Source organism: Saccharothrix ecbatanensis (genome assembly GCF_014205015.1).
Taxonomy (GTDB): Bacteria; Actinomycetota; Actinomycetes; order Mycobacteriales; family Pseudonocardiaceae; genus Actinosynnema; species Actinosynnema ecbatanense.
The window spans coordinates 7,264,905-7,291,248 of record NZ_JACHMO010000001.1 but is presented as its reverse complement, the minus strand read 5'-3'; the positions used below and the strand labels follow the sequence as shown (position 1 = coordinate 7,291,248).

Annotated in this window: 29 protein-coding genes; 19 read left to right on the top strand and 10 right to left on the bottom strand. The window is 67.9% G+C overall.

Translation table 11 applies throughout. The features are described from left to right. The first annotated feature begins 457 nt into the window (after positions 1–457). Both F4560_RS31730 and F4560_RS31725 read left to right on the top strand, forming a co-directional pair. A complete protein-coding gene (locus F4560_RS31730; protein WP_184926403.1) occupies positions 458–1,609 on the top strand; it encodes an ImmA/IrrE family metallo-endopeptidase in 1,152 nt (383 codons plus the stop codon). Next, the gene (locus F4560_RS31725) at positions 1,609–2,103 is read left to right on the top strand and encodes a DUF4411 family protein (protein WP_184926401.1); all 495 of its coding nucleotides are present in this window, start codon (positions 1,609–1,611) and stop codon (positions 2,101–2,103) included. The genes F4560_RS31730 and F4560_RS31725 overlap by 1 nt, the downstream gene beginning before the upstream one ends. A gap of 19 nt (positions 2,104–2,122) precedes the next feature. Here the strand turns inward: F4560_RS31725 and F4560_RS31720 are convergent, their stop codons facing one another. Further along, positions 2,123–2,827, bottom strand: coding sequence for an HAD family hydrolase (locus F4560_RS31720; protein WP_184926399.1), 705 nt, complete (start codon positions 2,825–2,827; stop codon positions 2,123–2,125). Continuing rightward, the gene (locus F4560_RS31715; protein ID WP_184926396.1) at positions 2,824–3,666 is read right to left on the bottom strand and encodes a GntR family transcriptional regulator; all 843 of its coding nucleotides are present in this window, start codon (positions 3,664–3,666) and stop codon (positions 2,824–2,826) included. Before F4560_RS31715 ends, F4560_RS31720 begins: the two co-directional genes overlap by 4 nt. A 214-nt stretch (positions 3,667–3,880) precedes the next feature. Here F4560_RS31715 and F4560_RS31710 point away from each other — a divergent pair, with 214 nt between their 5' ends. The 5 genes from F4560_RS31710 to F4560_RS31690 all read left to right on the top strand — a co-directional run bounded on the left by F4560_RS31710 (position 3,881) and on the right by F4560_RS31690 (position 6,996). Then, entirely contained in the window at positions 3,881–4,339 is a 459-nt protein-coding gene (locus F4560_RS31710) for a hypothetical protein (protein WP_184926393.1), read from the top strand. Position 4,340: 1 nt separating this feature from the next. Further along, complete coding sequence (locus F4560_RS31705) at positions 4,341–4,616, top strand: hypothetical protein (protein WP_184926390.1); 276 nt, start codon at positions 4,341–4,343, stop codon at positions 4,614–4,616. Continuing rightward, the gene (locus F4560_RS31700) at positions 4,613–4,909 is read left to right on the top strand and encodes an AMED_5909 family protein (RefSeq protein ID WP_184926388.1); all 297 of its coding nucleotides are present in this window, start codon (positions 4,613–4,615) and stop codon (positions 4,907–4,909) included. The genes F4560_RS31705 and F4560_RS31700 overlap by 4 nt, the downstream gene beginning before the upstream one ends. 62 nt (positions 4,910–4,971) lie before the next feature. Next, positions 4,972–5,175, top strand: coding sequence for a transcriptional regulator (locus F4560_RS31695; RefSeq protein ID WP_312869596.1), 204 nt, complete (start codon positions 4,972–4,974; stop codon positions 5,173–5,175). A gap of 351 nt (positions 5,176–5,526) precedes the next feature. Then, on the top strand, positions 5,527–6,996 hold the full coding sequence (locus F4560_RS31690; RefSeq protein WP_184926384.1) for an FtsK/SpoIIIE domain-containing protein: 1,470 nt from the start codon (positions 5,527–5,529) through the stop codon (positions 6,994–6,996). Positions 6,997–7,004: 8 nt separating this feature from the next. Here the strand turns inward: F4560_RS31690 and F4560_RS31685 are convergent, their stop codons facing one another. Further along, positions 7,005–7,298, bottom strand: coding sequence for a CPCC family cysteine-rich protein (locus F4560_RS31685; protein WP_184926381.1), 294 nt, complete (start codon positions 7,296–7,298; stop codon positions 7,005–7,007). A 41-nt stretch (positions 7,299–7,339) separates the two neighbouring features. Here F4560_RS31685 and F4560_RS31680 point away from each other — a divergent pair, with 41 nt between their 5' ends. From F4560_RS31680 to F4560_RS31670, 3 genes are all read left to right on the top strand, one after another. Next, the gene (locus F4560_RS31680; protein WP_184926379.1) at positions 7,340–8,947 is read left to right on the top strand and encodes a replication initiator; all 1,608 of its coding nucleotides are present in this window, start codon (positions 7,340–7,342) and stop codon (positions 8,945–8,947) included. Positions 8,948–8,968: 21 nt separating this feature from the next. Further along, positions 8,969–9,163, top strand: a complete 195-nt coding sequence (locus tag F4560_RS31675; protein WP_184926377.1) for a helix-turn-helix transcriptional regulator — start codon at positions 8,969–8,971, stop codon at positions 9,161–9,163. An 81-nt stretch (positions 9,164–9,244) separates the two neighbouring features. After that, a complete protein-coding gene (locus F4560_RS31670; protein ID WP_312869595.1) occupies positions 9,245–10,426 on the top strand; it encodes a tyrosine-type recombinase/integrase in 1,182 nt (393 codons plus the stop codon). A gap of 21 nt (positions 10,427–10,447) precedes the next feature. On the opposite strand, the gene F4560_RS31665 is transcribed toward F4560_RS31670, so the two are convergent. Further along, entirely contained in the window at positions 10,448–11,662 is a 1,215-nt protein-coding gene (locus F4560_RS31665; RefSeq protein WP_184926372.1) for an acyl-CoA dehydrogenase family protein, read from the bottom strand. Between the two features lie 7 nt (positions 11,663–11,669). Further along, a complete protein-coding gene (locus F4560_RS31660; protein ID WP_184926370.1) occupies positions 11,670–12,329 on the bottom strand; it encodes an SCP2 sterol-binding domain-containing protein in 660 nt (219 codons plus the stop codon). A 102-nt stretch (positions 12,330–12,431) separates the two neighbouring features. On the opposite strand from F4560_RS31660, the gene F4560_RS31655 reads away from it, so the two are divergent. Next, positions 12,432–13,127 (top strand): TetR/AcrR family transcriptional regulator, encoded by a 696-nt coding sequence (locus F4560_RS31655; RefSeq protein WP_184926368.1) that lies wholly within the window; start codon positions 12,432–12,434, stop codon positions 13,125–13,127. On the opposite strand, the gene F4560_RS31650 is transcribed toward F4560_RS31655, so the two are convergent. Together F4560_RS31650 and F4560_RS31645 are read right to left on the bottom strand one after the other, a co-directional pair. Further along, positions 13,124–13,933, bottom strand: coding sequence for a MaoC/PaaZ C-terminal domain-containing protein (locus F4560_RS31650; RefSeq protein WP_184926366.1), 810 nt, complete (start codon positions 13,931–13,933; stop codon positions 13,124–13,126). The genes F4560_RS31655 and F4560_RS31650 overlap by 4 nt on opposite strands. Then, positions 13,933–15,240 carry a 3-oxoacyl-ACP reductase gene (locus F4560_RS31645; protein ID WP_184929510.1) on the bottom strand — a complete coding sequence of 436 codons (1,308 nt, stop codon included), beginning with the start codon at positions 15,238–15,240 and terminating at the stop codon, positions 13,933–13,935. Before F4560_RS31645 ends, F4560_RS31650 begins: the two co-directional genes overlap by 1 nt. A gap of 87 nt (positions 15,241–15,327) precedes the next feature. Between F4560_RS31645 and F4560_RS31640 the strand changes: the two genes are divergently transcribed. Further along, a complete protein-coding gene (locus F4560_RS31640) occupies positions 15,328–16,596 on the top strand; it encodes an acetyl-CoA C-acetyltransferase (RefSeq protein WP_184926364.1) in 1,269 nt (422 codons plus the stop codon). Between the two features lie 64 nt (positions 16,597–16,660). Next, a complete protein-coding gene (locus F4560_RS31635; RefSeq protein WP_184926362.1) occupies positions 16,661–17,791 on the top strand; it encodes an OmpA family protein in 1,131 nt (376 codons plus the stop codon). A gap of 103 nt (positions 17,792–17,894) precedes the next feature. On the opposite strand, the gene F4560_RS31630 is transcribed toward F4560_RS31635, so the two are convergent. Next, positions 17,895–18,518, bottom strand: a complete 624-nt coding sequence (locus F4560_RS31630; protein WP_184926360.1) for an SIMPL domain-containing protein — start codon at positions 18,516–18,518, stop codon at positions 17,895–17,897. Positions 18,519–18,641: 123 nt separating this feature from the next. On the opposite strand from F4560_RS31630, the gene F4560_RS31625 reads away from it, so the two are divergent. The 3 genes from F4560_RS31625 (at position 18,642) to F4560_RS31615 (ending at position 21,036) form a co-directional block, all read left to right on the top strand. Next, positions 18,642–19,835 (top strand): ATP-binding protein, encoded by a 1,194-nt coding sequence (locus tag F4560_RS31625; RefSeq protein WP_184926358.1) that lies wholly within the window; start codon positions 18,642–18,644, stop codon positions 19,833–19,835. A gap of 255 nt (positions 19,836–20,090) precedes the next feature. Continuing rightward, on the top strand, positions 20,091–20,237 hold the full coding sequence (locus F4560_RS31620) for a hypothetical protein (RefSeq protein WP_184926356.1): 147 nt from the start codon (positions 20,091–20,093) through the stop codon (positions 20,235–20,237). 421 nt (positions 20,238–20,658) lie between these two features. Continuing rightward, complete coding sequence (locus tag F4560_RS31615) at positions 20,659–21,036, top strand: PIN domain-containing protein (protein ID WP_184926354.1); 378 nt, start codon at positions 20,659–20,661, stop codon at positions 21,034–21,036. Between the two features lie 10 nt (positions 21,037–21,046). Here the strand turns inward: F4560_RS31615 and F4560_RS31610 are convergent, their stop codons facing one another. Beyond that, a complete protein-coding gene (locus F4560_RS31610) occupies positions 21,047–21,313 on the bottom strand; it encodes a type II toxin-antitoxin system RelE family toxin (RefSeq protein WP_184926352.1) in 267 nt (88 codons plus the stop codon). Positions 21,314–21,316: 3 nt separating this feature from the next. Then, on the bottom strand, positions 21,317–21,568 hold the full coding sequence (locus tag F4560_RS31605; protein WP_221483704.1) for a type II toxin-antitoxin system Phd/YefM family antitoxin: 252 nt from the start codon (positions 21,566–21,568) through the stop codon (positions 21,317–21,319). Between the two features lie 125 nt (positions 21,569–21,693). On the opposite strand from F4560_RS31605, the gene F4560_RS31600 reads away from it, so the two are divergent. The 3 genes from F4560_RS31600 (at position 21,694) to F4560_RS31590 (ending at position 26,316) form a co-directional block, all read left to right on the top strand. Continuing rightward, positions 21,694–23,529 carry an NHL domain-containing thioredoxin family protein gene (locus tag F4560_RS31600; protein WP_312869593.1) on the top strand — a complete coding sequence of 612 codons (1,836 nt, stop codon included), beginning with the start codon at positions 21,694–21,696 and terminating at the stop codon, positions 23,527–23,529. A 36-nt stretch (positions 23,530–23,565) separates the two neighbouring features. Then, positions 23,566–23,859, top strand: coding sequence for a GroES family chaperonin (locus F4560_RS31595; protein ID WP_184929508.1), 294 nt, complete (start codon positions 23,566–23,568; stop codon positions 23,857–23,859). A gap of 99 nt (positions 23,860–23,958) precedes the next feature. Beyond that, a complete protein-coding gene (locus F4560_RS31590) occupies positions 23,959–26,316 on the top strand; it encodes a VanW family protein (RefSeq protein ID WP_312869592.1) in 2,358 nt (785 codons plus the stop codon). Positions 26,317–26,344: the final 28 nt, after the last annotated feature.

The following is a 26,344-nucleotide window of genomic DNA, read 5'->3' as shown; positions in this document are numbered from 1 at the left end:
CCGAGGTGGTGCCCTCCGCTATGCCGGGACACTCCCGTTGGCCGCTGGCGCGGAGCGTCGGCGGGCGTCGATCGCCGTGCCCAGCCCGACCAAGCCGCGTGACCGCGCGATCGTCCCGACCGGTGCCGCTGGGAGCTCTCGCCTTGGCGGCCTTCGTCGCTGGCGCGCGCCGCCACCCGACCACGTGCACCGACTCCGCGCACGGCCGACGGGCGGAGCGAAGCGGGAGCCCGGCGTGCCGTGATGCGGGGAGTCGGTGCCAACGTGCGCCACCCCGTACCGCGCGCCGCCGCAGGCGGCGCGCCTTGATCCCATAGAGCCAAGTTCAGCAGAGGGCAGTACTTCGTTCCTGTCTGTAACACCACGCATGTCGCCGACGACGGACTGAGCACCACACAGGTACGCCGATCCAGTGATCTTATGCAGGGCAGGTGCCTGGTGAACGATACTGGGAGACATGGTGCTGCGGGTTGAGGTTCCGGTCGAGCTGATCAGTTGGGCGCGTGAGCGTTCCGGCGTCAGCGGGACCGAACTTGCCCGGAGGTTTCCGAAGCTGCGTGAGTGGGAAGCTGGAGCGAGTTCACCGACGTTTCATCAGTTGGAAGACTTCGCGAACGCCACGCACACGCCCGTGGGTTTCTTCTTCCTCCCTGAGCCTCCGGAAGAGGAGTTGCCACTCCCCGACTTTAGAACAGTGCGAGACGAGGCGCTGCGACAGCCGAGCGTCGACCTGTTGGACACATTGTTCGAAGTTCAGCAACGACAAGAGTGGTATCGCGACCATGTCCGAACGATGGGTATGGAACCACTTTCGTTTGTTGGGTCTTTCGATCCGTCGACACCTTCGGACGCCGCTGCGCGATCACTCCGCGAGGCGCTCCATTTTGGCGTGGCGGAGCGAGGCTCATCCTGGAGCGAAGCTTTCAAGCGTCTCACCGAAGCGGCCGAAGAGCTCCGAATCCTCGTTATGGTCAATGGAGTGGTTGGCGGCAACACGCACCGTAAACTGAATCCGACTGAGTTTCGAGGGTTCGCGCTGGTGGACGACTATGCGCCAGTCATATTCGTTAATGGTGCCGACACTAAGGCGGCTCAGATATTCACTTTGGCGCATGAATTGGCTCACATTTGGGTGGGTCAATCGGCTCTGAGTGACGTCGACGTCGCCTCAGTGCCTGAAAATCATGCTGAGCGCTGGTGTAATCAAGTGGCTGCCGAAATTCTAGTTCCGGCTGATATGTTGCAGAAAGAGTTCAGTAGGCATAATGATATTACGGCTGAACTTGATCGACTAGCAGCTCGATTCAAGGTGAGCACCTTGGTTGTCCTCAGAAGGCTGCGCGACATCAGGTTTCTTCCGTGGGAACAATTCCGGCAGATGTATGACGCGGAGTATGTGCGTGTCATGAAACTGGCGCGAGAGCAGGACGGTGGCTCCGGAGGAAACTTCTATAACACCCAACCCGTCCGTACGAGCAAGAGATTCGCCCGTGCCATAGTGGAAAGCGCCGAGGAGGGCGCAACGCTGTACAGGGACGCGTTCCGTCTGCTTGGAGTGAAGAAGCTCTCGACCTATCGCGAGCTTGCGAACCGGTTGGGAGTTTCTTAGTGCCATACCTGATCGACTCCAATGTGCTCATTCAGGCGAAGAACTTTCACTATGGACTCGACTTTTGTCCAGCATTCTGGGATTGGATCATCGACGCCAATCATAGGCAGGTTGTTTATAGTATTGATGCAGTGAAGAAAGAGTTGGTCGAGGTTCAGGACGAGCTGTCGGGTTGGGTAGGGCGAAACCCGACGCTATTCTTGTCGCCTGACGCCAACGTGTTAAGAAGCTTGGCGGTCACGAGTCGCTGGGTAACCAGCCAGAACTTCGTGTCCGCTGCTGTCAGTACATTCCTCGGCGTGGCCGACTATCACCTTGTCTCACATGCGCACGCTAAGCAGTTTGTAGTGGTGACGCATGAGAGGTACTCGGAGTCAGTGAAGAAAATTAAGATTCCGAACGTATGTCGTGGACTTGGCGTTAAGTGTATAACTCCGTTTGAGATGCTTCGGACCGAGCAGGCTCAATTCGTTATGGGTGCCATGGCGAGTTGATGTCGCCGCTTTCGAACGCTTATAGGACGTCTGAAATTTGTGTCATCCGGTCGATGATCACGTGAGCACCTGCGTCCCTAAGCTTCTGTTCTTTCCCAGGTTTATTTGCGTATCCGACTGAGTGGACTTGTGTATGTAGTGCAGCCTGGATATCGGTTTCGGAATCCCCTACTAGTGTGGCTGCTTCGGGCGGTACGTTAAGGGTGGTCAGCGCTGCAGTCAGCAATGTCGAAGCTGGCTTGAGCATTGACGTGTCATGTGTAGTCCGAGCGCAGATCGCGTCGACGAGGGCTTCAACTTCTTTGATGCGAAGGTAGGTTCGAACACATTCTGCACTGTTGTTACTAACTACTGCGACCATCCTGCCTCTGTCGTGGCATGCAGCTATGACGTCTAGGCCGCCAACGGTAGGCGAAGCGCTCGCAACCGCTTCAACTTCGTAGGCACGGAGAGCGACTTCTACACCTTGTGCTTCTGTATCGCCCACTGTTGCGGCATAACGAAGAATATCAAAGGGATCTTCGGTCGTTTCGATATCGGGCGGAAGGCTGTCCCGACTCTCCTTGGAGAGGACTTTGCGCAGTTGATCGGCGACATGGCGAGCAGGTATGCCCGCGAAGACCGAGCAGATGGGTCCATCGAAGTCGAGTAGCAAGGCGTCGGTGGACGACAAGATGTGGCGCAGCAATCCTAGGTCGTCCGTCTGCACGAAATCTGCCCTCATCGCTTCTGCTCCGTCGCGATGGAGCTCCACAGGCTGTCGAACCACGTGCGGGCTTGCTCGACGTATTGGCTGCCGGTGCTGGTGTCGTCGTCGGTGGTGCTGTGGTGGAAGAGGATGGCGTCTTTGCCCATGAGGTCATAGATGGCTTGGGGTTGGCCGCCTAGGGATAGGACGTGCTCGCGGACGGGGTAGAAGCCGAAGAAGGCTTCGTCGTTGTTGATCAGGTAGAGCTTGAACAGTGGTGGGGCTGGGTGGACGCGGACTTCTGCGGTGGCGTCCTTGACCAGACCGAGTTCGCCCAGCTCGGTGACGTTGTCCACAATGGCTTGGGTGTGGCGGCGCATGATCTCGGCGGCGCGTTCGCGGAAGGCTGGGCTGTCGGACCGGTCTTCGACGGTGCAGGGGACAGACCACGGGACGGTGGGGTCCGGGACCAGGATGCGGACGTGGATTGCCTCGGGCGTGAGTCGGCCGATGCGGATCTTGTCCAGTGGCTCCTGAAGGATGCCGTGCAGTGTCTCGCCGGAGAACCCGGCGAAGTCGATCGTCACGCGGTCGGACGTGAACGCCTGCTCGATGTGCGGGCGCAGGCCGACCGGGCGCTCAGTGCGCTCTCGGACGAACACGCCGCTGCCCTGTCGGGAGACGATCAAGCCCTCGTCACGCAGCTCGCGTAGCGCGCTCTGCACGGTCATCGGTGCGACGTCGTACTTCTTCGCCAGCTCCGCACGTGACGGCAGCTTGTCGCCCGCCCTGAAGACCTTGGTCAGGATGGCAGCTCGCAAGGCGTTGGCCACCTGCATATATGGCGGTCGCGGATCGTCTGGGTCTAGTGCCATGGCTCCTCGTCTCGTGTCCCGCGAGCGCAAAGCGGGGCGCAAAGCGGCTGTTCGCACATGTTCGCAGTGTCTGTTCGCACTTGGCTAGACCGCCTAGAGAGCTAGCTCGATCGGCTGATGTTCGTCACTTGCTTGACTTGGCTAGCCAAGCTGTCTTACTCTCGGGACATGGCTAGCCTGTATAGGCAGGCTGGCAAGGTGACGGAGGTGGCTGGTGGCGGTTCCGTATGGGACTCGGTTCGAGGCGTCGTTTGACCAGGTGTTCCCGATGGGGGCGTTGATGGTCGGTGAGGTCGCGCCGGACATGGAGTACATGAGCGCGGAGGACAAGGGGCGCGGTCGGCAGGCCAAGCAGCGTGTGGATGAGCGCACGGGTAAGCGTCAGTGGAAGGTCGTGGTCACGGACCCGTCCGCTGAGAAGGAGCGGGACGCGTCGGTGACGGTGACGATCCTGGCTGACGTGCAGCCGGTGCCGCCGCAGGCTGTGCAGGTCATGCCTGGTGTCGAGGTGAGGCCGGTGGCGTTCGAGGGGCTGACGGTCGAGCCGCGGGTGATGGGTGATCGGTACAAGTACCAGGGGTTCACGATCCGAGCTACGGGCATTGCGTCGCCGCAGGTTGGCGCTGCTCCGAAGCGTGCGGAGAAGCCCCAGGGCGAGCAGAAGGCGGCTTGAGGTGGCGCGGCCGTCTCGTGAGGCGGTCGCTCGCTGGAACCTCGCGTACGCGGACCAGACCGAAGCCCTGTTCGCAGCGTCCACTGAGGACAGGGCGGCGGCACGGCTTCGGCTGGCTGACAGCTATGCGGCGGTGGCGTGGGCGTGGCGGATTCTGGCTGCTGATCTGGCGGTGCCCTTGTGGGCTCGTCACGCCTGCGCCATCGCTGCCGAGGAATTCGACCGTCGGGCGCGGATCGAGCACGCCCGTGTCAACCCGGACGAGGACGGGACATGAGCAAGGCGAAGCGGGCTTCGAATGAGGGACTGTGGCGGGCGGCGTGGGCTGTCACGTCGTTGAAAGACGCGCATGAAGCGCTGGTCAGGGTGATGCCGGCACCCGATGCGGAACCGGCTGTGCGGCGGGCGTTCTTCCTGCGGTCGGCGGAGGTGTACGCGCGGGTGGCGGAGATCGACCGGGGGCACCATCACGAAGCGTTGTACTGGGCCAAGCGTGAGCGGGAGAAGGGTGAGGCCATCGCTGCCGCGACCGATGCCGGACGTGCCGGGGATGGCGGAGGTGACCGGTGAGGCGTCGGCGTCGGCGGTCGCGTGCCGGCGGTGACGGAGTTCGGTACACCGTGCGGCTACGAGTGGACAGGTTCGACCTGGCGACTCGCGTCGCGGGCTTGGAGTCCGATTACGAGATCGCAGATGCGCTGGGCGTCCACCGTTCGACGGTGGGCCGGGTCTTGGCCGACGAGCTCCGGCCTGGTCCGGTGTTCATCGCCGGTGCGCTGAGCGCGTTCAAGACGATGAGCTTCACGGACCTGTTCGAGGTCGTGGAGGACCGCTGACCGCGTCCGGCTGATGACGCGTTGCGTGACAACTGAACGATTCGTGCCGGTTGGTGTGGGTCGCGGGAAACAGATTCAAGTCTTGGCGGGCTGAGGCTGTTTCCCGACGACACACCGACCGGATTTCTTGCGCGCTTTTGTTGCGACACAAGGGGTTTCGGTCATGTCGAGGGTATCGGTATCTGGGGGGCGGACGTCAAGTCGACGCCCCACCGGTCTGTGGAAATTGCCCAACGGTCAACGGTGCCGGTCGTGCAAGCGGTTCGGTGTCTACGCCCCGAATCAGCTCGACTGCTGCGCCTGTCTGGGGTGGTTGTCGCTGGTCTTCACCGCTGTGGGCGGTGGTGCGCTGTGAACGGCGGCAAGTGGGTCGACCCGGCTCCGTTCGAGGGTGTGCGGCCTCGGGTGCCGTGGTGGATGTTGGTGCCGGGCAAGGCCAAGTGGATTGCGGCCTTGGTGGCGCTGGTGTGGCTCGTGGTGGTAGGCGTCGTGCGCCTGGTGCTCGTTGTCGTGCGCTATCCGGTGGTCACGTTGGTTCCGGCGTCGGCGACCTGGTGCTGGTGGCGGTTCGGGCTGTCGCCGTTGGTGTTGGCGCTGTTGTCGCTGGTCGCGGCACTGGCCGTGTGGGCTGGGTACGACCGGGCGTCGTTTCTGCGGCACTGCTGGTACCGGCTGGTGACCGAGTGGCGGCGGGCGACGGTGTACGTGCCGAAGTGGCGGTCGGTGATGCGGCTGTCCGACCTGGCCAAGCGCGACCGTGGCCGCGAGTACCGACCCAGGTTGCGGCGGGTGCGGTCCGAAGGATGGCGGGACCGGGTTCGGGTGCGGATGGTGCCGGCCCAATCGCCGGAGGCGTGGGAGCTGAGGCGGGATGGTTTGGCGCACTCGTTCGGTGCTCGGTCCTGCCGGGTCCGGGTGCTGCGGCCTCGACTGCTTGAACTGGACTTCGTGCACGCTGACCCGCTTGTGCGGCCGGTGCCCGTGCCGGCGCTGGACGGCTCGGCCGACGTCGACTTCAAGCGGGTGGTCGTCGGGCGGACCGAGACGGGCAAGCCGTGGCGGGTTCGGCTGCTCGGGGCACAGCTTCTCGTGGTTGGGGTACCGGGGGCCGGTAAGGGCTCGGTGTTGTGGTCGATCGTCTGGCAGCTCGCACCGGCAGTTCGGGCGGGCCTGGTGCGCCTGGTTGGGATCGACCCGAAGGGCGGGATGGAACTCGGGCAATGCCCCGACGCCTTCGACCGGTTGGTGTTCGGCAACGGCGCTGACGCGGTCGAACTGTTGGAGGAGATCGCCGCTGAGGTGAAGGAGCGGGCCTCCCGGTATCGGGGCATTCGGCGGCTGTGGGCTCGGGACACCGGTGAGCCCTTGACCGTGCTCATCGTGGACGAACTGGCGGACGTCGTCGCCTACCAGCCGGACAAGCAGCTGCGGGAGCGTGCGGCACGAGCTGTGCAGACGATCGCTTCCCAGGGGCGGGCTCCGGGGTACGTGCTCGTCGGCCTGGTCCAGGACCCGCGTAAGGAGATCGTCTCCTTCCGGCACCTGTTCACCACGCGGGTGGCGTTGCGGCTGGACGAACCGCAACAGGTGGACATGGTCCTTGGTGACGGTGTCCGGCAGCGCGGGGCGGCGGCTCACGAGATCAGCGAAAACACGCCCGGTGTGGCGTGGGTGAAGCAGGACGGGCAGCGGGAGCCGGAACGGGCTCGGGCCTTCTACGTGACCGATGCCGATTTGGCGGCGCTGCGGGACTACTTCCGGCCTGCCGAGGTGCGGCCGTTTCCGAGCAATCCCGGTGGTGTGGACGGGGTGGCGGCGTGAACTGGCAGCTAGAGGGGCGGGTACTCGGCAGGGTTCGGCGGTCGGACGTGCTTGAGGTCCGTCGGATCGGCGGCACCGATCCGGGCGTAGTTCTCGCGGGCCTGGGTCAGGCTGAGACCCCGGTTCGGGCCTCCTCGTACCTGGTCGGCGTCGTGTTCGTCCTGGCCGTCGTCCTCCCAGAAGCAGACGTCGCAGATCTCGTAGCCGCCCCGTTCGCCGAGGGTCAGGAAGCCGCAGCAAGGGCAGGCGTGCGGACCGGACTCGTCGTCACGGACGACGTTGACGAACGGCTCTCGGGGCATGTTGCACATGGTCACATCTGCAACCGGGCGGAGGTGGCCGGATGAGCGCCACGACTCGCGCGGAGCGGATGCGTCAGCCGATGGCGTTGGACGTGGCCAAGGCTGCGGCCGAGCAGCACGGGGTGTGCGTGCGGCCGTTCACGATGGAAGTTGAGGATCGCGCCAGCTACGAAGTCCGCTACGTCGCCGTCCCGTGCGGGTCGACGGTGGAGAGCGTCTGTGGGCCGTGTGCGAAGAAGGCCAAGGCGCTTCGGATGGCGCAGTGCCGCGAAGGCTGGCACATGACCGAGGAACTGGACTTCACCGCACGTCAGCCGTCCCAGGACGAGAAGGAACTGATGACGTTCCGGGCGGACCTGGTGAAGGCGTACCGGGAGGCAGTCCAGGCCGGGGAGGCGGGTGACGCGGACGAGCTGCGGGAGGAGATCCACTCGGTCGACGCGGAACTTCGGCAACTCGGCGTGCGGGGTCGGTTCCCCTCGCCCGACGCACCACCGAAGCGACCTGTGAAGCGGTCGACCAAGCGGCGGCAGGACGCGCCGAACCTGCCTCGGCGGCGGGTCGAGAAGCGCACCGTGGGAAGGGAGTACGCAGGCGGGTTCCGGCCGTCGATGTTCGTCACGCTCACCCTCGACACCTACGGTCGGGTTCGTGACGACGGCACGCCGGTCGATCCGGACACCTACGACTACCGGCGGGCGGCTCGGGACGCGGTGCATTTCGCCTCGCTGGTCGACCGGTGGTGGCAGAACCTGCGGCGGGTCGTCGGCTGGGACGTCCAGTACTTCGCCACGGTCGAACCGCAACGCCGAGCGGCGCCACACCTCCATGTGGCAATCCGCGGCTCGATCCCGCACGAGACCATCCGGCTTGTCACGGCCGCCACGTACCACCAGGTGTGGTGGCCCAACCATGACGAACGCGTCTACGGCGGTGACCACCTGCCGGTGTGGGACGCACGGGCGGAAGCGTTCGTCGACCCGGACACCCGTAAGCCGCTGACGGCCTGGGCGGACGCGGTCGAGGCCGTGGACGAACCGGCGCACGTGGTGACCTTCGGCCGCCAGGTGCACTCCAAGGGCGTCCTCGGCGGCTCGGAGGAAGCCGGACGGCACATCGGCTACCTGACCAAGTACCTCACCAAGTCCATCGGCGAAGTGGTCGAGCAGACCACCGACCGGCAACGGCGGCACGCTGACCGCCTGGCGGACGAGTTGGCCGTGACGCCCTGCTCCGACCGCTGCCCCGTCTGGCTGCTCTACGGCGTCCAGCCGCGTGGGGTGAACTCTCGGACCGCTCCGGGGCACTGCAAGGGGCGGGCTCATCGGCGGACCACGCTCGGCCTGCCCGGTCGGCGGGTCCTGGTGTCGCGCAAGTGGTCCGGCAAGACGCTGGCGGATCACCGGGCGGACCGGAAGCGGTTCGTGGTCGAAGCACTCAAGGCCGTGGGCATCGAGAAGCCGGAACCCGACACGTCACAGCTCGTCTGGCACAAGGTCCGGCCTGGCGACCCCAACGTGCCACCACGCGCGCACCTGCTCATGCACGCCATCGCCCAACGCGTCACGTGGAAGGCCGAGTACGACCGGGCCTTGCTGGCGGCCAGTGGTGCACCGCCCGATCTTTCGGCAGTTCCACAAGCGGCCTGAGACCTGGGGAGGGGGACGGCAATGAGCGGGAACGAGTTCGACCGGCTGTGGGGCGTTGACGATCTCTCAGCCTTCCTCGGTGTACCGGTGCACACCATTCGTGGCTGGCGCAGCAAGAACTACGGGCCTCCGGCTCGGAAGGTCGGCAAACACCTGCGGTGGGACCCGGCCAAGGTCCGCGAGTGGTTCGAGGGCCTGGACCTCGACGCGGCCTAGAAGTTTCGGCAATTCGACACACAGGAGAGGTGTGCCATGGGGCATGTCCAAGATCGCTGGTGGAAGGAGGTCAAAGACCCGGTGACTGACCAGGTCACCAGGGTCAAGACCTCTACGTATGGCGTCGGCCTGCGGTACAAGGTGCGATACGTCGACCCGGACGGCGTCGAGCGGTCCAAGAGCTTCCCGGACCGGCAGAAGAAAAAGGCCGAAGACTTCCTGATCGAAATGGAGTCGGACAAGCGCGAAGGGAAGTACATCGATCCCAACGCGGGGAAGGTGCTGTTCAAAGCGCAAGCGGAGAGCTGGCTCAAGGGGTACTCGGCGGACGCGGCCACCAGGCAGACGATCGAGAGTCGGCTCCGGAGTCAGGTCCACCCGTTCTTCGGGCACCGCCAGCTCGGCGCGATCACTCCCCAGCTCGTCCGCGACTGGTTGGGCGACATGCAGGAGAAGGGCCTCGGGCCGACCTATCAAGCCGTGCTGTTCGAGACGCTGTCTTCGATCCTGAACTCGGCTGTGGACGACAAGCGCATCCACCGGAACCCGTGCAAGGTCAACAGCATCAAGCGGCCTCAGCGGTCGTCGCGCAAGGTCGTGCCGTGGGCGGAATCGCGGGTCCACAAGCTTCAGATGGCCTTGGACCCGCGCTTCAAGATCACGGCTCCGCTCGGGGCGGGATGTGGCCTGCGGCAAGGTGAAATCCTGGCGTTCTCGCCAGATGACATCGACCGGGACGCCATGGTGATCAACGTCCAGCGGCAGGTCAGGATGATCAATCGCGCGTTGGTGTTCTCGCTGCCCAAGCGGAACAAGACACGCCAGGTGCCCTTGTCGAGAGGCGTCCTGGCGGCCGTTGACGCCTACCTGGCGATGTTCCCGCCAACGTCGGTGACGCTGCCCTGGGACCGGCCGAACGGCGATCCGGTGACGGTGGACCTGCTGATGGTCCGCGACGACGGCAAGCCCTGGAACGGCGACCTGTTCAACAAGGTCGTCTGGGTGTCCGCGTTCAAGCAGGCCGGACTGACTTACACCAAGAGGCAGGACGGGATGCACGCCATGCGGCACCTGTACGCGTCCGTCCTCCTGGCCCAAGGCGTCTCGATCAAGGAGCTGGCCGAGTACCTCGGGCACGCCGACCCCGGCTTCACGCTCCGCACCTACACGCACCTGATGCCGTCCAGTCACGAACGTGCCCGGAAAGCAGTGGACGGGGTCTTCCGCGTCCTGAAGACCCCGTCCGCCTCCCAGACGGCCTGATGACGGCCTGGGAAGATCAACTCACTTGATGTGCATGCCGGAAATCGCCCTGGCCACTACCAATCGCTGGATCTCCGACGTCCCCTCGAAGATGGTGAAGATCTTGGCGTCACGGTGCATCCGCTCCACCGGGTGCTCTCGCGTGTACCCCGCCCCGCCCAAAATCTGGATCGCACGATCCGTAGCCCACACCGACACCTCACCGGCCTTGAGCTTCGACATCGACCCCTCACCGGCCGTGAACGGAACGTTGTTGCGCCCCATCCAAGCCGCCCGCCACACCAACAACCGCGCCGCGTCGATCTCCATCTTCATGTTCGCCAAGTCGAACGCGATGGCCTGGTTCTCGATGATCTTCCGGCCGAACGCCGAACGGTCCTTCGCGTACTCCAGCGAATACTCGTAAGCCGCCCGCGCGACACCGACTGCCATCGCGCCAACGGTCGGCCGGGTCGTCTCGAACGTCGCCATCGCCGCCTGCCCACCGGCCTTCTGCCCCTCACGGGCACGCGCGAGCCTGGCGTCCAACCGCTCCTTGCCGCCCAACAAACACCGACCGGGCACCCGCACGTCGTCCAAGAACACGTCCGCCGTGTGCGAAGCCCGCATCCCGTGCTTCTTGATCTTCCCCGGCGACGACAACCCCGGCGTGCCGGGCGGGATGACGAAGCCCGCCTGGCCCCGCGAACCCAGCGCCGAATCCACCACCGCCGTCACGACGTGGACGTTCGCGATGCCGCCGTTCGTCGCCCACGCCTTCTGCCCGTTGAGCACCCACTCGTCGGTGGCCTCGTCGTACACCGCCCGCGTCCTATATCCGGCCACGTCGGAACCGGCCTGCGGTTCGGACGCGCAGAACGCCGCCAGCTTCGGGTCGTCGGCCGAACCGAAGCACTCCGGCACCCACTCGGCCAGCTGCTCGGGCGTCCCGGACGCGAAGATCCCCGCCGCCGCGAGACCGGTCCCCATCAGCGCCAACGCGATCCCGGCGTCACCCCAGAACAGCTCCTCCGTCGCAATGGGCAACGACAACCCGATCGGGTCGGCGAACCACGTCGCCAGCGCCTCGAACCCGTACAGGCCGATCTTCGCCGCCTCCTGGATCACCGGCCACGGCGTCTCCTCCCGCTCGTCCCACTCCGACGCCGCGGGCCGGATCACGTCCTTCGCGAAGCCGTGCACCCACTCGCGCAGGTCGACCTGGTCCTCGTTCAGCTCCAGCGAAAAACCGCCCATGGTCCCCTCACGCCTTCGGAATGTCGAACAGGGTCATGAACCCGGCCGCGAAGCCCAAGTCGCCCTTGACCTTCAGCTTTCCGGTCATGAACAGCACCGGCGCGGACGCGTTGCCGGTCGCGAGCTTCAGGAACTCCACCGGCCCCAACGTCACCGTCGCCCTGGCATCACGGGTCTCGCCCTTGTTGATCTTGCACGTGGCGTCCTCGACGACCGCCTCGTACACGTCTTCCGAACCCGAGGCCGAACCCGATGCACCGCCGGTCAGACGGAAGTGAACGACGGCACGCGTGGCGCCCGCGCGCTCGGTGCGGAAGTGCACCTCCATGCGGCGGAACACTTCGTCCAGCACGCGTTCGCGCAGACCTGGCCGGGACGTCACGGCCTCGACCTGCTCCTTGGACGCGCGCGAGATGATCCGCGCGAAGTTCTGCGCGTCCATCTTCGCCAGGTCCAGGTCGGCGCCGCCGTCGGCCAACACGCCGAGCGCGGCGAGCAGATCCGCGAACTCGTCCTGGCCCAGCTTCTTCGGGTCGATACCGCGCGCGATCACGTCGATGTCGACGTCCTTCAGCGCCGGATCACCCGGATCGACCTGCTGGAGCGTGGAGATCAGCTCCCGAGGACTGAGCTTCGAGATCGCCTCGGTGGTGAGGTCGATGGTCATGTGTGACACCTCCGGCTACCTACTGCGTGGTAAGCCTACTGGTGAGTAGGTAAGGCGGCAAGTGCCCCGGAGTAATCTTGTCCCAGCCATCCAGGGGGTGCGATGCACGCTGAGCAACCGGTCCGCTCGGGTCGGGCCAAGAGACTGCCGCGCGCCGTGCGCGAACGGCAGATCATGGACGCCGCGGTGGACGTGTTCTCGCGGTTGGGGTTCCACGCCGCGTCGATGGACGAGATCTCCGAGGTCGCGGGCATCTCCAAACCCATGCTCTACGCCTACCTCGGCTCCAAGGAAGAGCTGTTCGCGACCTGCATCCGCCGTGAGGCGACCCGGATGATGGACGCGATCGCGCAGGGCGTCGAGGCCGAGGAACCCCCGGACGTCCAGCTGTGGAGCGGACTTCGCGCCTTCTTCGGCTTCGTCGGCGCCAACCGGGCCGGCTGGCAGGTCCTGCACCGGCAGGCGTCCTCGCAGGGCGGCCCGTTCGCCGCGGAGCTGGCCGACATGCGCGGCCGGGCGATCAGCCTGGTGGCGGCGCTGCTGGTGCACTCGTCGGACTTCGCCAACGTGCCGCGCGCGGGTGGCAAGGAGGCCGAGTCGCTGGCCGCCGCACTGGTCGGGGCGGGCGAGTCGCTGGCCGACTGGTGGCTCGACAACCCCGAGGAACCGGCCGGTGTGGTCGCCGCCCGGCTGATGAACCTGGTCTGGATGGGGTTCGGCGACCTCGTGGCGGGCGACGTGTGGCACCCGCCGTCACGGAGGACGGAGCAGGCCGAGCAAGTCGCGGAAGACGCCTAAGGCCGTCGGACCGGGCTGATCACGCCCTCCAGGTGCGGTCGCCGAGACCACAGCGCGAACCTCCAGCCGTCACCGCCGGGCGAGGCGGAGAAGTCGACCTTGCCCGGCAACAGGATCGGCGCCTTGAACCGCACGTCCACCTCGTACGCGTCGGGCAGCCGTCCTTCGAGCGCGGCCAGGCACCGCGCCTTCGACCACATCCCGTGCGCGATGGCACGGGGGAAGCCGAACACCTTGGCCGCCAACGCGTTCACGTGGATCGGGTTCCGGTCGCCGGACACGTCCGCGTACCGCCGCCCGAGGTCGCCCGGCAACCGCCACTGCGCCGTCGGCACGGGTGGCTCCAACTCGTCCCGCGTGGACACCGCACTGCCGGTCCGCCGGAGATAAGTCGACACGTCGACCCACGCCTCCTCGCCGTCCACGGACACCGTCGTCACCACGTCGAACTGCCGCCCGCGCTCGTGCGGCCGGAGGTTCGCCAACGCCACGTGCAGCGACAGCGGCTCGGCCACCGTCAACGGCCGGTGCTGCGTGATCCGGTTGGCCACGTGCACCAGACCGGCCAGCGGAAAGGGGAACAGGGGCCCGGTCATCAGCCGGAGCTGGAGCTCGAACCCGAGCACGTGCGGGTAGGTGATCGGCAGCTCGTCCCGCACGCCGAACCCGCACACCTTGGCGTACCGGGCCATGTGCTCGGAGTCGACCGAGACCTCAGCGTCCAAAGAGGACTCCGGCAGGGCGTCGCCGTGCCGCCTGAACCCGGTCAGCGCGGCCTTGGCGTACAACAAGGTCAGGTTCGCCATCACGCCCCCAACAGGCTCTGGCCGCACACCCGCACGACGTTCCCGTTCACGCCGGCCGACGCCGGGCTCGCGAACCACGCGATCGTCTCGGCGACGTCCACCGGCAGCCCGCCCTGCGACATGCTGTTCATCCGCCGCCCCGCCTCGCGGATGAACAACGGCACGGCGGCCGTCATCTTCGTCTCGATGAACCCCGGCGCGACCGCGTTCACCGTGGCCCGGCCCGCGACCCGCCCGGACAGCGAGTCGACCATGCCGATCACGCCCGCCTTGCTGGTGGCGTAGTTGGTCTGGCCGACGTTCCCGGCGATGCCCGCGATGGACGACACGCCGATGATCCTCCCGTTGGGCCGCACCACTTCCGCCGCGAACAACGCCTCGTTCACCCGTTCCTGCGCGCCCAGGTTCACCGCGATCACCGCGTCCCACCGGTCCTCGTCCATCCGTCCGAGCGTGCGGTCCCGCGTGATGCCCGCGTTGTGCACGACGATGTCCACGCCCCCGTGCCGCTGCGTGACGTGCTCGACGATCCGCGCGGGCGCGTCCGGCGCGGTGATGTCGAGTTGCAGCGTGGTGCCGCCGACCCGGTTCGCCACCGCCGACAGGTCCTCGCCCTGTGCGGGCACGTCCAGGCACACGACGTGCGCGCCGTCCCGACCCAGCACCTCTGCGATCGCCGCGCCGATACCCCGCGACGCGCCGGTGACCAGCGCGACCTTCCCGGCCAGCGGCCGGTCCCAGTCCTCCGGCGCCACCACGTCGGCCGGCCCGATCCGGATCACCTGCCCCGACACGTACGCGGACCGCCCGGACAGCAGGAACCGCAGCGTCGACGCGATCGCACCCTCGGCGCCGGGCGCGACGTACACGAGCTGCGCCGTGCCACCCCGCTTCAGCTCCTTGCCGACGCTCCGCGTGAACCCCTCCAGCGCGCGCTGCGCGATCTGCGACTCGGCCCGCTCTGGTGGAGTGCCGAGCACGACCACCCGCCCGCACGGCCCGAGTGCCCGGATCACCGGCTGGAAGAACTCGTGCAGCTCACGCAACCGCTCGACCGTGTCGATCCCGGACGCGTCGAACACCAGCGCCCCGTACCGGTCACCCGTCGTGACCAGGTCCAGGCCCATCGACTTCACGATCGCGCCGACCGGCTCCACCAGCCGACCGCTCCCGCCGAGCAGCACCGGCCCGTCGAGTGGAGGCTGGTCGGGTGAGTGGCGACGCAGCGGGTACGGGTCGGGCAACCCCACCTTGCCCACGACGAACCGCCCGAGGGCGGACCTGGCGAACGACTGGTACCGATCCATGCGCACCATCACACTCCCTACTTGCAGGTAAGTCTACTGACGAGTAGGTAACATTGGTCCCACCACGCCCACCACCTGGAGGACGACATGGCCCGTGTAGCCATCCTCGGCGGCAACCGCATTCCCTTCGCCCGCTCGAACGGCCCTTACGCCACAGCGTCGAACCAGGACATGTTCACCGCCACTCTGGACGGGCTGGTGAGCCGGTTCGGGCTCCAAGGCGAACGGCTCGGCGAGGTCGTCGCGGGCGCGGTGCTCAAGCACAGCCGCGACTTCAACCTGGTCCGCGAGGCCGTGTTGGGCAGCCGACTGTCCGCCGAGACACCGGCCTACGACATGCAGCAGGCGTGCGGCACCGGTCTCCAGGCCGTGATCGCGGTGGCGAACAAGATCGCTTTGGGACAGATCGACGTCGGCATCGCGGGCGGTGTGGACACCACCAGCGACGCGCCGATCGGCGTGAACGAGGACCTGCGCGGCGTCCTGCTGGAGTTCAACCGGGCCAGGAGCGCCGGCGCGAAGGTCAAGGCGGCGTTGAAGCTGCGCCCGAAGCACGTGGTGCCGGACGTGCCGCGCAACGGCGAGCCGCGCACCGGCCTGTCGATGGGCGAGCACGCCGCGATCACCGCTCTGGAGTGGGGGATCGCGCGCGAGGACCAGGACGAACTGGCCGCCGCCAGCCACCGCAACCTCGCCGCCGCGTACGACCGCGGGTTCTTCGACGACCTGGTCACGCCGTTCCAGGGCCTCACCCGGGACCAGAACCTGCGGCCGGACTCGTCGGTGGAGAAGCTGGCGAAGCTGAAGCCGGTGTTCGGCCGCGGTGAGGGCGCGACGATGACCGCCGGCAACTCCACGCCGCTCACCGACGGCGCGTCGGCCGTGCTGCTCGCGTCCGAGGAGTGGGCCGCCGCACGGAACCTGCCGGTGCTTGCCTACCTCACGTTCACCGAGACGGCCGCGGTCGACTACGTGCACGGCGGCGAGGGCCTGCTGATGGCGCCCGCCTACGCCGTGCCGCGGATGCTCGCGCGAGCCGGGCTTTCGTTGCAGGACTTCGACTTCTACGAGATCCACGAGGCGTTCGCGTCACAGGTGCTGGCGACGTTGAAGGCGTGGGAGGACGCGGACTTCTGCAAGGGCAGGCTCGGGCTGGACGGCCCGCTCGGCGCGGTCGACCGGTCGAAGCTGAACGTCAACGGCTCGTCGCTGGCCGCCGGGCACCCGTTCGCGGCCACCGGCGGGCGGATCGTGGCCACGCTGGCGAAGCTCCTGGCCGAGCGCGGAACGGGTCGGGGGCTCGTCTCGATCTGTGCCGCGGGTGGTCAGGGTGTTACGGCGATCGTGGAGCGCTAGGCCCTTCACTACTCCAAACGGGTGTTAGTGGTAACACAACGCGTTCTCATTCCGTTTCCAATGCATGAACCACTCACGGCTCTTCGCCGCAGTCGTGCTTGTGGCGGCATCCTGTGCTGCCTGCGGGGAGACGTCCCGCGAAGCCACCACCATTCGCATCGGCGTCACCGCGTCGGCCAACGAACCACGGGTCGAGCTCACCAGGACGGTGATCGACCGGATGTCGGACGCCGTCGACAGCGGGGTCACCAGGGTCGTCGTCTACCGGCAGGGTGATGCCGCCGGCGGCGCGTACTCGGACGAGGACTTCACCGTTCGAGACGGGAACGAGGTGGAGAGCGACTCGGCTCTGCGCCGCCTCGGCTTCGAGCAGAACCTGACCCGGCTGACCGGGCAGCTCGCGCAGGTCGGCGGCAGCGGCCCCCGGCTCGACCCGCTGGCCGTGCTGGCGGACATGGCTTCCGCCGCGGGACCGGCCGTGCTGGTGCTGCAGACCAGCGGGTTGCAGAACACCGACCCGATCGACCTGACCCGGCTCGGGCTCGACCTGGACGTGCCCACCGTGGTCGCGTCGGTGCCGGACGACGCGCTGCCCGAGCTGACCGGCAAGGACGTGATCTTCTCCGGGCTCGGCCAGGTCACGGGCGCGCAGAAGCCGCTGCCGCCGGCCGCGCGGGAGGCGTTGGTCGACCTGTGGATGGGCATCTGCGCGAAGTTCGACGCGAAGAGCTGCACGCACGACACGGAGCCGGTGCCCGGTGGCGCGTCCATCGGTCGTGGCGAGGTGCCGACGGTGGACCTCGGCGAGGTCGTGCACCAGGAATCGCTGGTGCACCTGCCCACCGCGGTGTTGTTCAAGGCGGGCACCGACCAGCTCGCGCCCGGTGCGCGTGAGGCGTTGCAGGAAGTGGCGAAGAAGTTCGACGGCCGCACCACCGCGCGGGTCATCGCCCGCACGGCCAACTCTTCGTCGGCCGAGGCGGCGCTCGACCTGACGCAGCGGCGTGGCCAGCGGGTGGTGGCCGAGCTGGTGGACCTGGGCGTGAGCCGGTCCGCGTTCATCGAGGTGGTCGGCGCGGGCTTCACGGCGCCCCTGGCCGTCGACCTCGACGGCGCGGGCGACCTGATCCCGGCCGCCGCCGCCCGCAACCGTTCCGTCGTGGTCGAGCTGGCCGAACCCAAGACCAGCGGCTGACCCCCGCGCGAGTCCTACCTTCAGACCCCGCGAGTCCTACGTTCAGGACCACCGTGTCCTACGTTCAGGACCCCCGAATTCAACGCTCAGAACACGGCGGAGGTCAGTCGAGGAGCGTCCACGCGGCCGTGCAGCGGACCGTGATCACGATCTGCTGGGCCTCCAGGTTGAGCTGTTCCATCTGCGGCGGCACGCCGGGCGAGCCGCCGTAAGCGGCCGTCCTCATCCGTGTCGACTCGGTCGCCCACATCTCGGCGTCACCGTCGGTCAGCCGCTGGAGCGGGCCGAGTCGTGCGCCGAGCGCTTCGACGTAGCCCTCGGCACGGCGGCGCGCGTCCACCACGGCCTCGCGCTGCGCCTCCCGGACGGCGTCCGCGTCGTCCTTGAGCTGCCACGTCGGCCCGTTGAGCCACGTCGGCTCGGCCACCACGAGGGCGGCCAGCAGGTCGTCGAGAGCCGTGACGTCGTCGACCCGGACCAGGTAGTTCTGCGCGGCACGGCTGCCGGAGCGGCGCTTGCCGTCCCAGTTGTCGTGCACGTTGAGCCGCCGCGACCGGACCTCGACCCCCGGCCGTTCGAACGCGGGCTCCACCCCGGCGACCCGCGCGGTCAACGCGTCCACCGCCTCGTTGCGCGTCGAGCCCGTCGTCTCGAAGCTCACGTGCACCTCGGCCCGGTCGGCGGTCCGCTCGACCTTGCCCACGCCCTTCGTCACCACCTCAGCCATGACGCCGACGCTACCGGTCATCACGCTCGATAGCGCGGTATAGATTTTTCCCTAGATTAATGAATACCGGACGACACGGCGGGAGTATTGGATCCGTCGTAGACACCTCGATACCGTCCGAGGATGGACCCGGTGCGCAACCCGTTCGCCCCTGGCGCGGGCCAACGGCCACCTGAGCTGGCGGGACGCGACAAGGAAGTCGGCGCGTTCGAGGTCGTGCTCGAACGGGTGGCGCGCGGTCGGCCGGAACGCAGCCTCGTGCTCACCGGGCTGCGTGGCGTAGGCAAGACGGTGCTGCTGGGCGAGCTGCGGTCGATGGCGGTCAAGCGTGGGTGGGGCGCGGGGAAGATCGAGGCACGGCCCGAAGCGGGGTTGCGGCGGCCGTTGTCGGCGGCGTTGCACCGGGCGATCCGCGATCTGGCCGTGCGGCACCGTGCGCCGGACCGGGTGGAGGCCGTGCTCGGGGTGCTGAAGGCGTTCGCGCTGCGGGCCAATCCCGAGGACGCGAAACTGCGCGACCGGTGGCAGCCGGGGATCGACGTGCCGGCGGCGGTCGGCCGGGCGGACTCCGGTGACATCGAGATCGACCTGGTGGAGCTGTTCACCGAGGTCGCCGAGCTGGCGCAGGACGTCGGCACCGGGGTCGCGCTGCTGATCGACGAGATGCAGGACGTGCAGGCGGACGACATCTCGGCGTTGTGCGCGGCGTGCCACGAGCTGTCGCAGTCCGGTGCGCCGCTGGTCGTGGTCGGCGCCGGGCTGCCGCACCTGCCGGCCGTGCTGTCGGCGTCGAAGTCGTACTCGGAGCGGCTGTTCCGGTACGTGCGGATCGACAGGCTGTCGCGGGAGGACGCGGACCGGGCGGTGCTGGCGCCGGTCGACCGCGAGGAGGCGGGGATCGAGCCGGAGGCGTTGGACGCGCTGTTCGACGCGTCGGGCGGCTACCCGTACTTCATCCAGGCCTACGGCAAGGCGGCGTGGGACGCGGCGCCCGCCGACCCGATCACCGCGATGGACGTGGCGGTGGCCGCACCGGAGGCGGACGCCGAGCTGGCGGTCGGGTTCTTCGGGTCGCGGTACGAGCGGGCGACGCCGGCCGAGCGGGAGTACCTGCGGGCGATGGCGGAGCTGACCGACGGCAAGGACGCGGGCGTGAACACCGCGCAGGTGGCCGATCACCTGGGGCGCAAGCCGTCGTCGTTGTCGCCGGCGCGGGACAGCCTGATCAAGAAGGGCCTGGTGTACTCGGCCGAACGCGGGCAGATCGCGTTCACCGTGCCGCACTTCGGCCGGTTCCTGCTCGGGCGCGAGGACTGACGTCCGGCGCTGACCTGCGGTTATTCGTTCGCTTCGGTCGCATTGTGTGGTCTAGCGTGCACGCTAGAGAGCCGGCTTCGACGCGTCCGGCCCAGCAGGTGTACGCCAGGCGAATCAACGGGGTTTGTTGGGCAACGGCCGATGATTCGTCGGTATGTGCGGCACCTCACCGGAAAATCGGGTGCGTGCGGCGTGGTAAGGGTGCATACTTGAGGCACACCACCGAAGAAGAACTTTGAGAGGGATGAATCCCCGATGAACTTCACTGCGAAGCTCCGCGCTCGTCGTGTCGAGGCTCGCAACCGCAAGGCTGTCGCCCGCGCGATCGACATGGCCTCCACCCCGGCCATGCGGCACGAGCTGATGGCGATCGCCCAGGCCCAGGTGTCGTCCCTCCGCTAAGGGGGACCTCCCGGCGCGCGCGTGACGACCACCCGATCGACACCGGGTGTGCCGCCCCGTCGTCCGCGCATCGCCGAAGGGAAATGACGAAGCCCTGCCGCACCTCCCGCGCGGCAGGGCTTCGTCACATCAAAACGTGATCTGGGTCACACCCGTTGGTGGATGTAACAGTCCACGATCGTGTATCGATGTTTCAGATGACCCCGCGATGCTGTCGGACCCCCGACCTGGCAGCACCGCGGGGTTTCCCATGTCCGGCTACCTGGCCGTGGCCGAGCCGTTCCAGGCGTAGTCCGTCTTCCGGGCACCCCTGATCATCACTTGCTCCCCCTGGCTGGTTTGGCGCGTCCCCCATGTGGACAACACCATCGTGCCATCGGGGTCTGACAGTTTCTTGTGGGTTTGCTGAGAGCATGACCCGATGACGCCCCCGCTCCTGGTCGTGGACGCGGCCAACGTCGTCGGCTCCGTCCCGGACGGCTGGTGGCGCGACCGCGCCGGCGCCGCCACCCGCCTGCGTGACGACCTGGTGGAGGTCGCCGAACAAGGCCTGCCGACCCTCCCCGGCCCACTCGAAGTGGTCCTGGTGGTCGAGGGCAAGGCCCGTCACGTCGAGTCGATCCCCGGCGTCCGCGTCGTCTCGGCCCCCGGCTCCGGCGACGACGCGATCGTGGACGTGGTCCGCGCCCACCCCGACCGCCCCTGCGCCGTGATCACCGCCGACCGCGCCCTCCGCGACCGTGTGTCAGCCCTCAACGCCACCGTCCTCGGCCCCCGCACGGTCCGCCGTCCCCGCTAGGCGATCGCGGTCACAACTTCCGTTGCACCTCGCGTCGATGGGCCACCCGCACGACCGTCACCTGGACCTTGGCGTCCTCGACCTGGTAGACCACCCGGTGGTCGCCGACCCGGATGCGCATCACGCCTGCCGGTTGACCGGTGAGCTCACGGCATCCGGGTGGGCGGGGGTCGGCTCCCAGTGCCGTCACCGCCAACACGATCCTGCGTCCGGTCTGCTTGTCGAGCTTGCGAAGCTCCCGAACTGCCGAAGCCGTCCATTCGATCTCGTACGACACAGGTCAGTCGTCACCGAACTCGGCGAGCACGTCGTGGTGCGCGACCCGTGGTTCGGCAGCGGCCAGTGCCTCTCGTGCCGCCGCGAGGTCGGCTTCGTCCTCGGCCGCTTCGAGTCGCCGGAGGTCGTCCATGGAGACGACGGCGGCAACCGGTCGGCCGTGCTTGGTCAGAACGGCGCGTTCGTGAGCGTGCTCGACCCTGGAGACGACCTCGCCGAGGTGGTCTCTCGCCACACTGATCGGCATCTCGCTCATTCTCCAGATTGTACAAAATGGGGAACTCTTCCGGAAGGCCCGGCCGCATCGAGCCGATCCTGCGCCTGCTGTCCACATCCTGGACGGGGAAATAGGGCGGTGGGCGACTCGTGTTGACTCCCGACGTGACGACCGCTCAACGCCGCCGCGCCCGTGTCCGCGCCCCCGAGCTGGTGGGCCGGGGCTGGCTCAACACCGGTGGGCAGGACATCGCGCTCAAAGACCTGCGCGGCAAGGTGGTCCTGCTCGACTTCTGGTCCTTCTGCTGCATCAACTGCCTGCACGTCCTCGACGAGCTGCGTCCCCTCGAAGCCGAGTTCGCCGACGTCCTGGTCACGATCGGCGTCCACTCGCCCAAGTTCGTCCACGAGGCCGAGCCCGAAGCCCTCGAAGCAGCCGTCGAGCGGTACGCCGTGGAACACGCGGTGCTTGACGATCCTGAGTTGACGACGTGGCAGAACTACGCGGTGAAGGCGTGGCCGACGCTGGTCCTGGTCGACCCCGAGGGGTACGTCGTGCACGTCGCCGCAGGAGAGGGCCACCTGGACGCGTTGCGGCAGATCGTGTCCGAGATCGTCGCCGAGCACGACGCCAAGGGCACCCTCCACCGCGGTGACGGGCCGTACGTCGCGCCGCCGCCGAAGGCCACTGAGCTGCGGTTCCCCGCGAAGGCTGTCCTGACCAGCCGCAACACCCTCCTGGTCAGTGACTCCGCGCACCACGGCCTGGTCGAGCTCGAACTGGACGGCGAGACGGTGATCCGCCGCATCGGCACCGGCGAGCGTGGCCGCCAGGACGGCCTGAACCCCACCTTCTCCGAACCCGCCGGCATCGCGCTCCTGCCCGACGACGTCGCGGCGCAGGTCGGCTACCACGCCGTCGTCGCCGACACCGTCAACCACCTGCTGCGCGGCCTCGACCTGGACACCGGCGAGGTCACCACCATCGCGGGCACCGGCGAGCAGTGGCGTGACGGCGAGACAGACGGCCCGGCCGACAAGATCCACCTCACCAGCCCGTGGGACGTCGCCTGGTGGGAACCCGCCGGAGGCGTCGTCATCGCCCTCGCCGGCAACCACACCCTCGGCCTGTTCAAGCCGCTGGAACGCCGCCTCGAACGCCTCGCCGGCACCACCGTCGAAGGCCTCCACGACGGCCCGGCCGACCAGGCGTTCTTCGCCCAGACCTCGGGCTTGGCGGCCGACGGCGACCGGCTCTGGCTGGTCGACTCCGAAACGTCCGCCCTGCGCCGCCTGGACGCGGACCGCACCGTCCACACCGCCATCGGCAAGGGCCTGTTCGACTTCGGCCACCGCGACGGCCCGGCCGACCAGGCACTCCTCCAGCACCCGCTCGGTGTGACGGTCCTCCCCGGCGGCCAGATCGCCATCGCCGACACGTACAACGGCGCCATCCGCCGCTACGACCCCGCGACCGGCGAGGTCTCCACCCTCGCCACCGACATCGCCGAGCCGTCCGACGCGGTCCTGGTGGACGGCGAACTGGTCGTCGTCGCCTCCGCCGCGCACCGCCTCGAACGCCCCGTCGCACCCGGAACGAAGCTGGTCAGCGGCGACGCGCACAAGGTCCGCCGGCCACCGTCGGAGATCGCGCCGGGCGACCTCGAACTCGCCGTCGTCTTCACCCCGCCGACCGGCCAGAAGCTGGACGACCGGTTCGGCCCGTCCACCCGCCTGGAGATCACCAGCTCCCCACCCGGACTGCTGGAGTCGGGCGCGGGCGTCGGCGCCGACCTGGTCCGCACGCTGCGCATCGCGGAGGGCTTCACCGAGGGCGTGCTGCACGTCGTCGCACAGGCCGCGAGCTGCACGGACGACCCGGCGGTCGAGCACCCGGTGTGCAAGCTGGCCCGCCAGGACTGGGGCGTGCCGGTCCGTGTGGTAAGGGACGGACCGCACCGGCTACCCCTGATGATGGGTGGCCTCGACCACGACAACTAGACTCTGCCGGTGCCCGATGTCAAGCTTGAGATCCAGATGCTGCACGACCGCGTGATGGTGCGGATCTCGCCCGAAGACGGCGAACGTCGCAGCAGCGGTGGCATCGTGATCCCCGCGACGGCCCAGATGGCGAAGCGGCTGGCCTGGGGAGATGTGCACGGCATCGGCACGAACGTCCGGCACGTCAAGGTCGGCGACCGCGTGCTGTTCAACCCGGATGACCAGTTCGAGGTCGAGGTGCAGGGTCAGACCTACCTGATCATGCGGGAACGCGACGTGCACGCCACCGCGACCGAGCGGACGGACCACGGGACCGGGCTTTACCTGTGACAACTGTGGTGAAACCTGTGATCCGCCCGCCCGTGACCGGCGTGTGACGACGGTCGGGTAAGCAGTCCCAGGACCTTGCGGAGAGCAAGAGGGGGAGCGGTGCCGGAGAACCAGCGACCGGAGTACGACGCTGAGCGGACCACGGCGATGCAGCCGGTCCGCCCGTCGGGCACCGCTTCGGAGCGCACGACCAAAGTCTCCGCCGGCGCGGTGGACGAGGCCGAGTGGCCCCAGGAGGACGCCGCGTGGCCGCAGGACGAGCCGGACGCGGACACCGATCCGGCGCCCACCGTCCGAAACGTGACCACTCCCTCGGCGGACCACGACAACGCGACGGCCACTCCCGACGTCTCTCACAACGTGACGCAGCAGCACCCGACGCGCAACGCGCAGCACAACGCCCCGGCCCGGGGCGCGGACGCCACCCAGGCGATCACCCCGGCCGGTGATCAGACGCGCGCCCACATGCCGCCGTCCGCCGCGGAGCAGACCCGCGCCATCAACACCCCGCCAGGTGGCTTCGACCGGCCGGTCAACACGCCGCCCGGTGGTTTCAACAGGCCTGCCAACACCCCGCCTGGTGGTTTCAACCGGCCGGTCAACACCCCGCCCGGTGGCTTCAATCGGCCGCCGTCGCCCTCGGAGGCCACCACGGTCTTCGCCGCGCCGGTGGGCGGGCCCGAACCGGACGCCACCGTCTACGGCCCGGTGATGGTCGACAGCGGCACGGAGGCCGACGAGGCCGACACCCGCCGCAAGCGCCTGCGCAAGGGCGGCCTGATCGCCGCCGCCGTGCTCGGCGTGATGGTGCTCCTCTACGGCCTGGACATCCTGATCTCCGGCGGTGACGTGCCGCGTGGCGTGTCCGTCGCCGGTGTGGACGTCGGCGGCATGAGCCGTGACGACGCCGAGCAGCGGCTGCGCGACGAGATCGGCCCCCGCCTGGCCGCGCCGGTGAAGGCGCGCGCGGGCGACGTGGAGACCGAGATCGACCCGAAGGCGGCCGGCCTGGAGCTGGACTGGACCGCCACGCTGGACCGCGCGGGCACCCAGCCGCTGTCCCCGATCACCCGCGTCACCTCGTTCTTCACGTCCAGCGAAGTCGGCTTCGCCACCCGCAGCGACGAGGCCAAGCTGGCCGCCGCGCTGGAGGGTCTGCGCGCCACCACCGACCACGAGCCCGCCGAGGGCAGCATCCGGTTCGAGGGGGCCACGCCAATCGCGGTGGAGCCGAAGCAGGGCCAGAAGCTGGACGTGCCCGGCGCGTCGGAGAAGCTGCTCGCCGACTGGGCCGACAGCGGCACGATCGAGCTGCCGGTGGCCACCACCCCGGTCAAGACGACCAAGGAGGGCGTGCAGAAGGCCCTCGCAGAGGTCGCCAAGCCCGCCACCGCCGCGCCGCTGATCATCCTCGGTGAGGGCAAGGACGCGACGCTCACGCCCGAGCACCTGGCCACCGTGCTGGTGTTCGAGCCCGCCGACGACGGCAGCCTGACCGCGAAGGTCGACAACGCCAAGCTCGTCGAGCACGCCGGTCCGCAGCTGAAGGAGACGGAAAAGGAGGGCAAGGACGCCGAGATCGTGTTCGAAGGCGGCCGGCCCACCGTCAAGGAGTCGGTCGACGGCCTCGGCATCGACTGGGAGAAGTCCCTGACCACCGTCCTCGACGTGCTGAAGCGCGACAACGACCGCGCGATCAAGGCCGAGTACAAGCACACGCCCGCCAAGGTGACCACCGAGCAGGCGAACAAGATGGGCATCAAGGAGGTCATCGGCGAGTTCCAGACCGGTGGCTTCGCGGCGGACTCCGGCGTCAACATCCGCGTGGTGGCCGAGAAGGTCAACGGCGCGATCGTGAAGCCGGGCGAGACGTTCAGCCTGAACGGCTACACCGGCCCCCGAGGCAGGGCGCAGGGCTACGTCGACGCGGGCATCATCGAGAACGGCATCCCCGGCCGCGCGGTCGGCGGCGGCATCTCGCAGTTCGCCACCACGCTCTACAACGCCTACTACTACGCGGGTATGAAGGACGCGGGCCACAAGGAGCACAGCTACTGGATCTCGCGGTACCCCAAGGGGCGCGAGGCCACCGTGTTCCAGGACCCGGCGGGCAACAGCGTGATCGACATCAAGTTCACCAACCCGGACGAGACGGGCGTGGCGATCCAGACGATCTGGACGCCGTCGTCGCTCAAGATCGTCCTGTGGGGCACCAAGAACTACGACGTCACCGGCTCGACCAGCGCGGAGTTCAACCACACGCAGCCGGAGGAGCGCAAGGTCACCACCCAGCCGTGCTCCCCGAGCAACGGCGCCCAGGGCTTCTCGGTCACCGACACCCGCACCATCACCGACCGGCGCACCGGCGTGAGCCGCTCGGAGAGCCGGACGGTCCGGTACGACCCCTCGCACAAGATCATCTGTGAGCCGAAGCCGGAGACGCCGCCGGGGGGCTGACGCTCCCGCGGTTCGCGGTAGCCACGGC

Excerpts from the sequence above, each read along its gene's own strand:
- F4560_RS31730 (WP_184926403.1), top strand. The coding sequence starts at position 458 with ATGGTGCTGCGGGTTGAGGTTCCGGTCGAGCTGATCAGTTGGGCGCGT.
- F4560_RS31720 (WP_184926399.1), bottom strand. The coding sequence starts at position 2,827 with ATGAGGGCAGATTTCGTGCAGACGGACGACCTAGGATTGCTGCGCCAC.
- F4560_RS31715 (WP_184926396.1), bottom strand. The coding sequence starts at position 3,666 with ATGGCACTAGACCCAGACGATCCGCGACCGCCATATATGCAGGTGGCC.
- F4560_RS31700 (WP_184926388.1), top strand. The coding sequence starts at position 4,613 with ATGAGCAAGGCGAAGCGGGCTTCGAATGAGGGACTGTGGCGGGCGGCG.
- F4560_RS31685 (WP_184926381.1), bottom strand. The coding sequence starts at position 7,298 with ATGCCCCGAGAGCCGTTCGTCAACGTCGTCCGTGACGACGAGTCCGGT.
- F4560_RS31680 (WP_184926379.1), top strand. The coding sequence starts at position 7,340 with ATGAGCGCCACGACTCGCGCGGAGCGGATGCGTCAGCCGATGGCGTTG.
- F4560_RS31675 (WP_184926377.1), top strand. The coding sequence starts at position 8,969 with ATGAGCGGGAACGAGTTCGACCGGCTGTGGGGCGTTGACGATCTCTCA.
- F4560_RS31665 (WP_184926372.1), bottom strand. The coding sequence starts at position 11,662 with ATGGGCGGTTTTTCGCTGGAGCTGAACGAGGACCAGGTCGACCTGCGC.
- F4560_RS31660 (WP_184926370.1), bottom strand. The coding sequence starts at position 12,329 with ATGACCATCGACCTCACCACCGAGGCGATCTCGAAGCTCAGTCCTCGG.
- F4560_RS31655 (WP_184926368.1), top strand. The coding sequence starts at position 12,432 with ATGCACGCTGAGCAACCGGTCCGCTCGGGTCGGGCCAAGAGACTGCCG.
- F4560_RS31650 (WP_184926366.1), bottom strand. The coding sequence starts at position 13,933 with ATGGCGAACCTGACCTTGTTGTACGCCAAGGCCGCGCTGACCGGGTTC.
- F4560_RS31645 (WP_184929510.1), bottom strand. The coding sequence starts at position 15,240 with ATGGATCGGTACCAGTCGTTCGCCAGGTCCGCCCTCGGGCGGTTCGTC.
- F4560_RS31640 (WP_184926364.1), top strand. The coding sequence starts at position 15,328 with ATGGCCCGTGTAGCCATCCTCGGCGGCAACCGCATTCCCTTCGCCCGC.
- F4560_RS31635 (WP_184926362.1), top strand. The coding sequence starts at position 16,661 with ATGAACCACTCACGGCTCTTCGCCGCAGTCGTGCTTGTGGCGGCATCC.
- F4560_RS31630 (WP_184926360.1), bottom strand. The coding sequence starts at position 18,518 with ATGGCTGAGGTGGTGACGAAGGGCGTGGGCAAGGTCGAGCGGACCGCC.
- F4560_RS31625 (WP_184926358.1), top strand. The coding sequence starts at position 18,642 with ATGGACCCGGTGCGCAACCCGTTCGCCCCTGGCGCGGGCCAACGGCCA.
- F4560_RS31620 (WP_184926356.1), top strand. The coding sequence starts at position 20,091 with ATGAACTTCACTGCGAAGCTCCGCGCTCGTCGTGTCGAGGCTCGCAAC.
- F4560_RS31615 (WP_184926354.1), top strand. The coding sequence starts at position 20,659 with ATGACGCCCCCGCTCCTGGTCGTGGACGCGGCCAACGTCGTCGGCTCC.
- F4560_RS31605 (WP_221483704.1), bottom strand. The coding sequence starts at position 21,568 with ATGAGCGAGATGCCGATCAGTGTGGCGAGAGACCACCTCGGCGAGGTC.
- F4560_RS31595 (WP_184929508.1), top strand. The coding sequence starts at position 23,566 with ATGCTGCACGACCGCGTGATGGTGCGGATCTCGCCCGAAGACGGCGAA.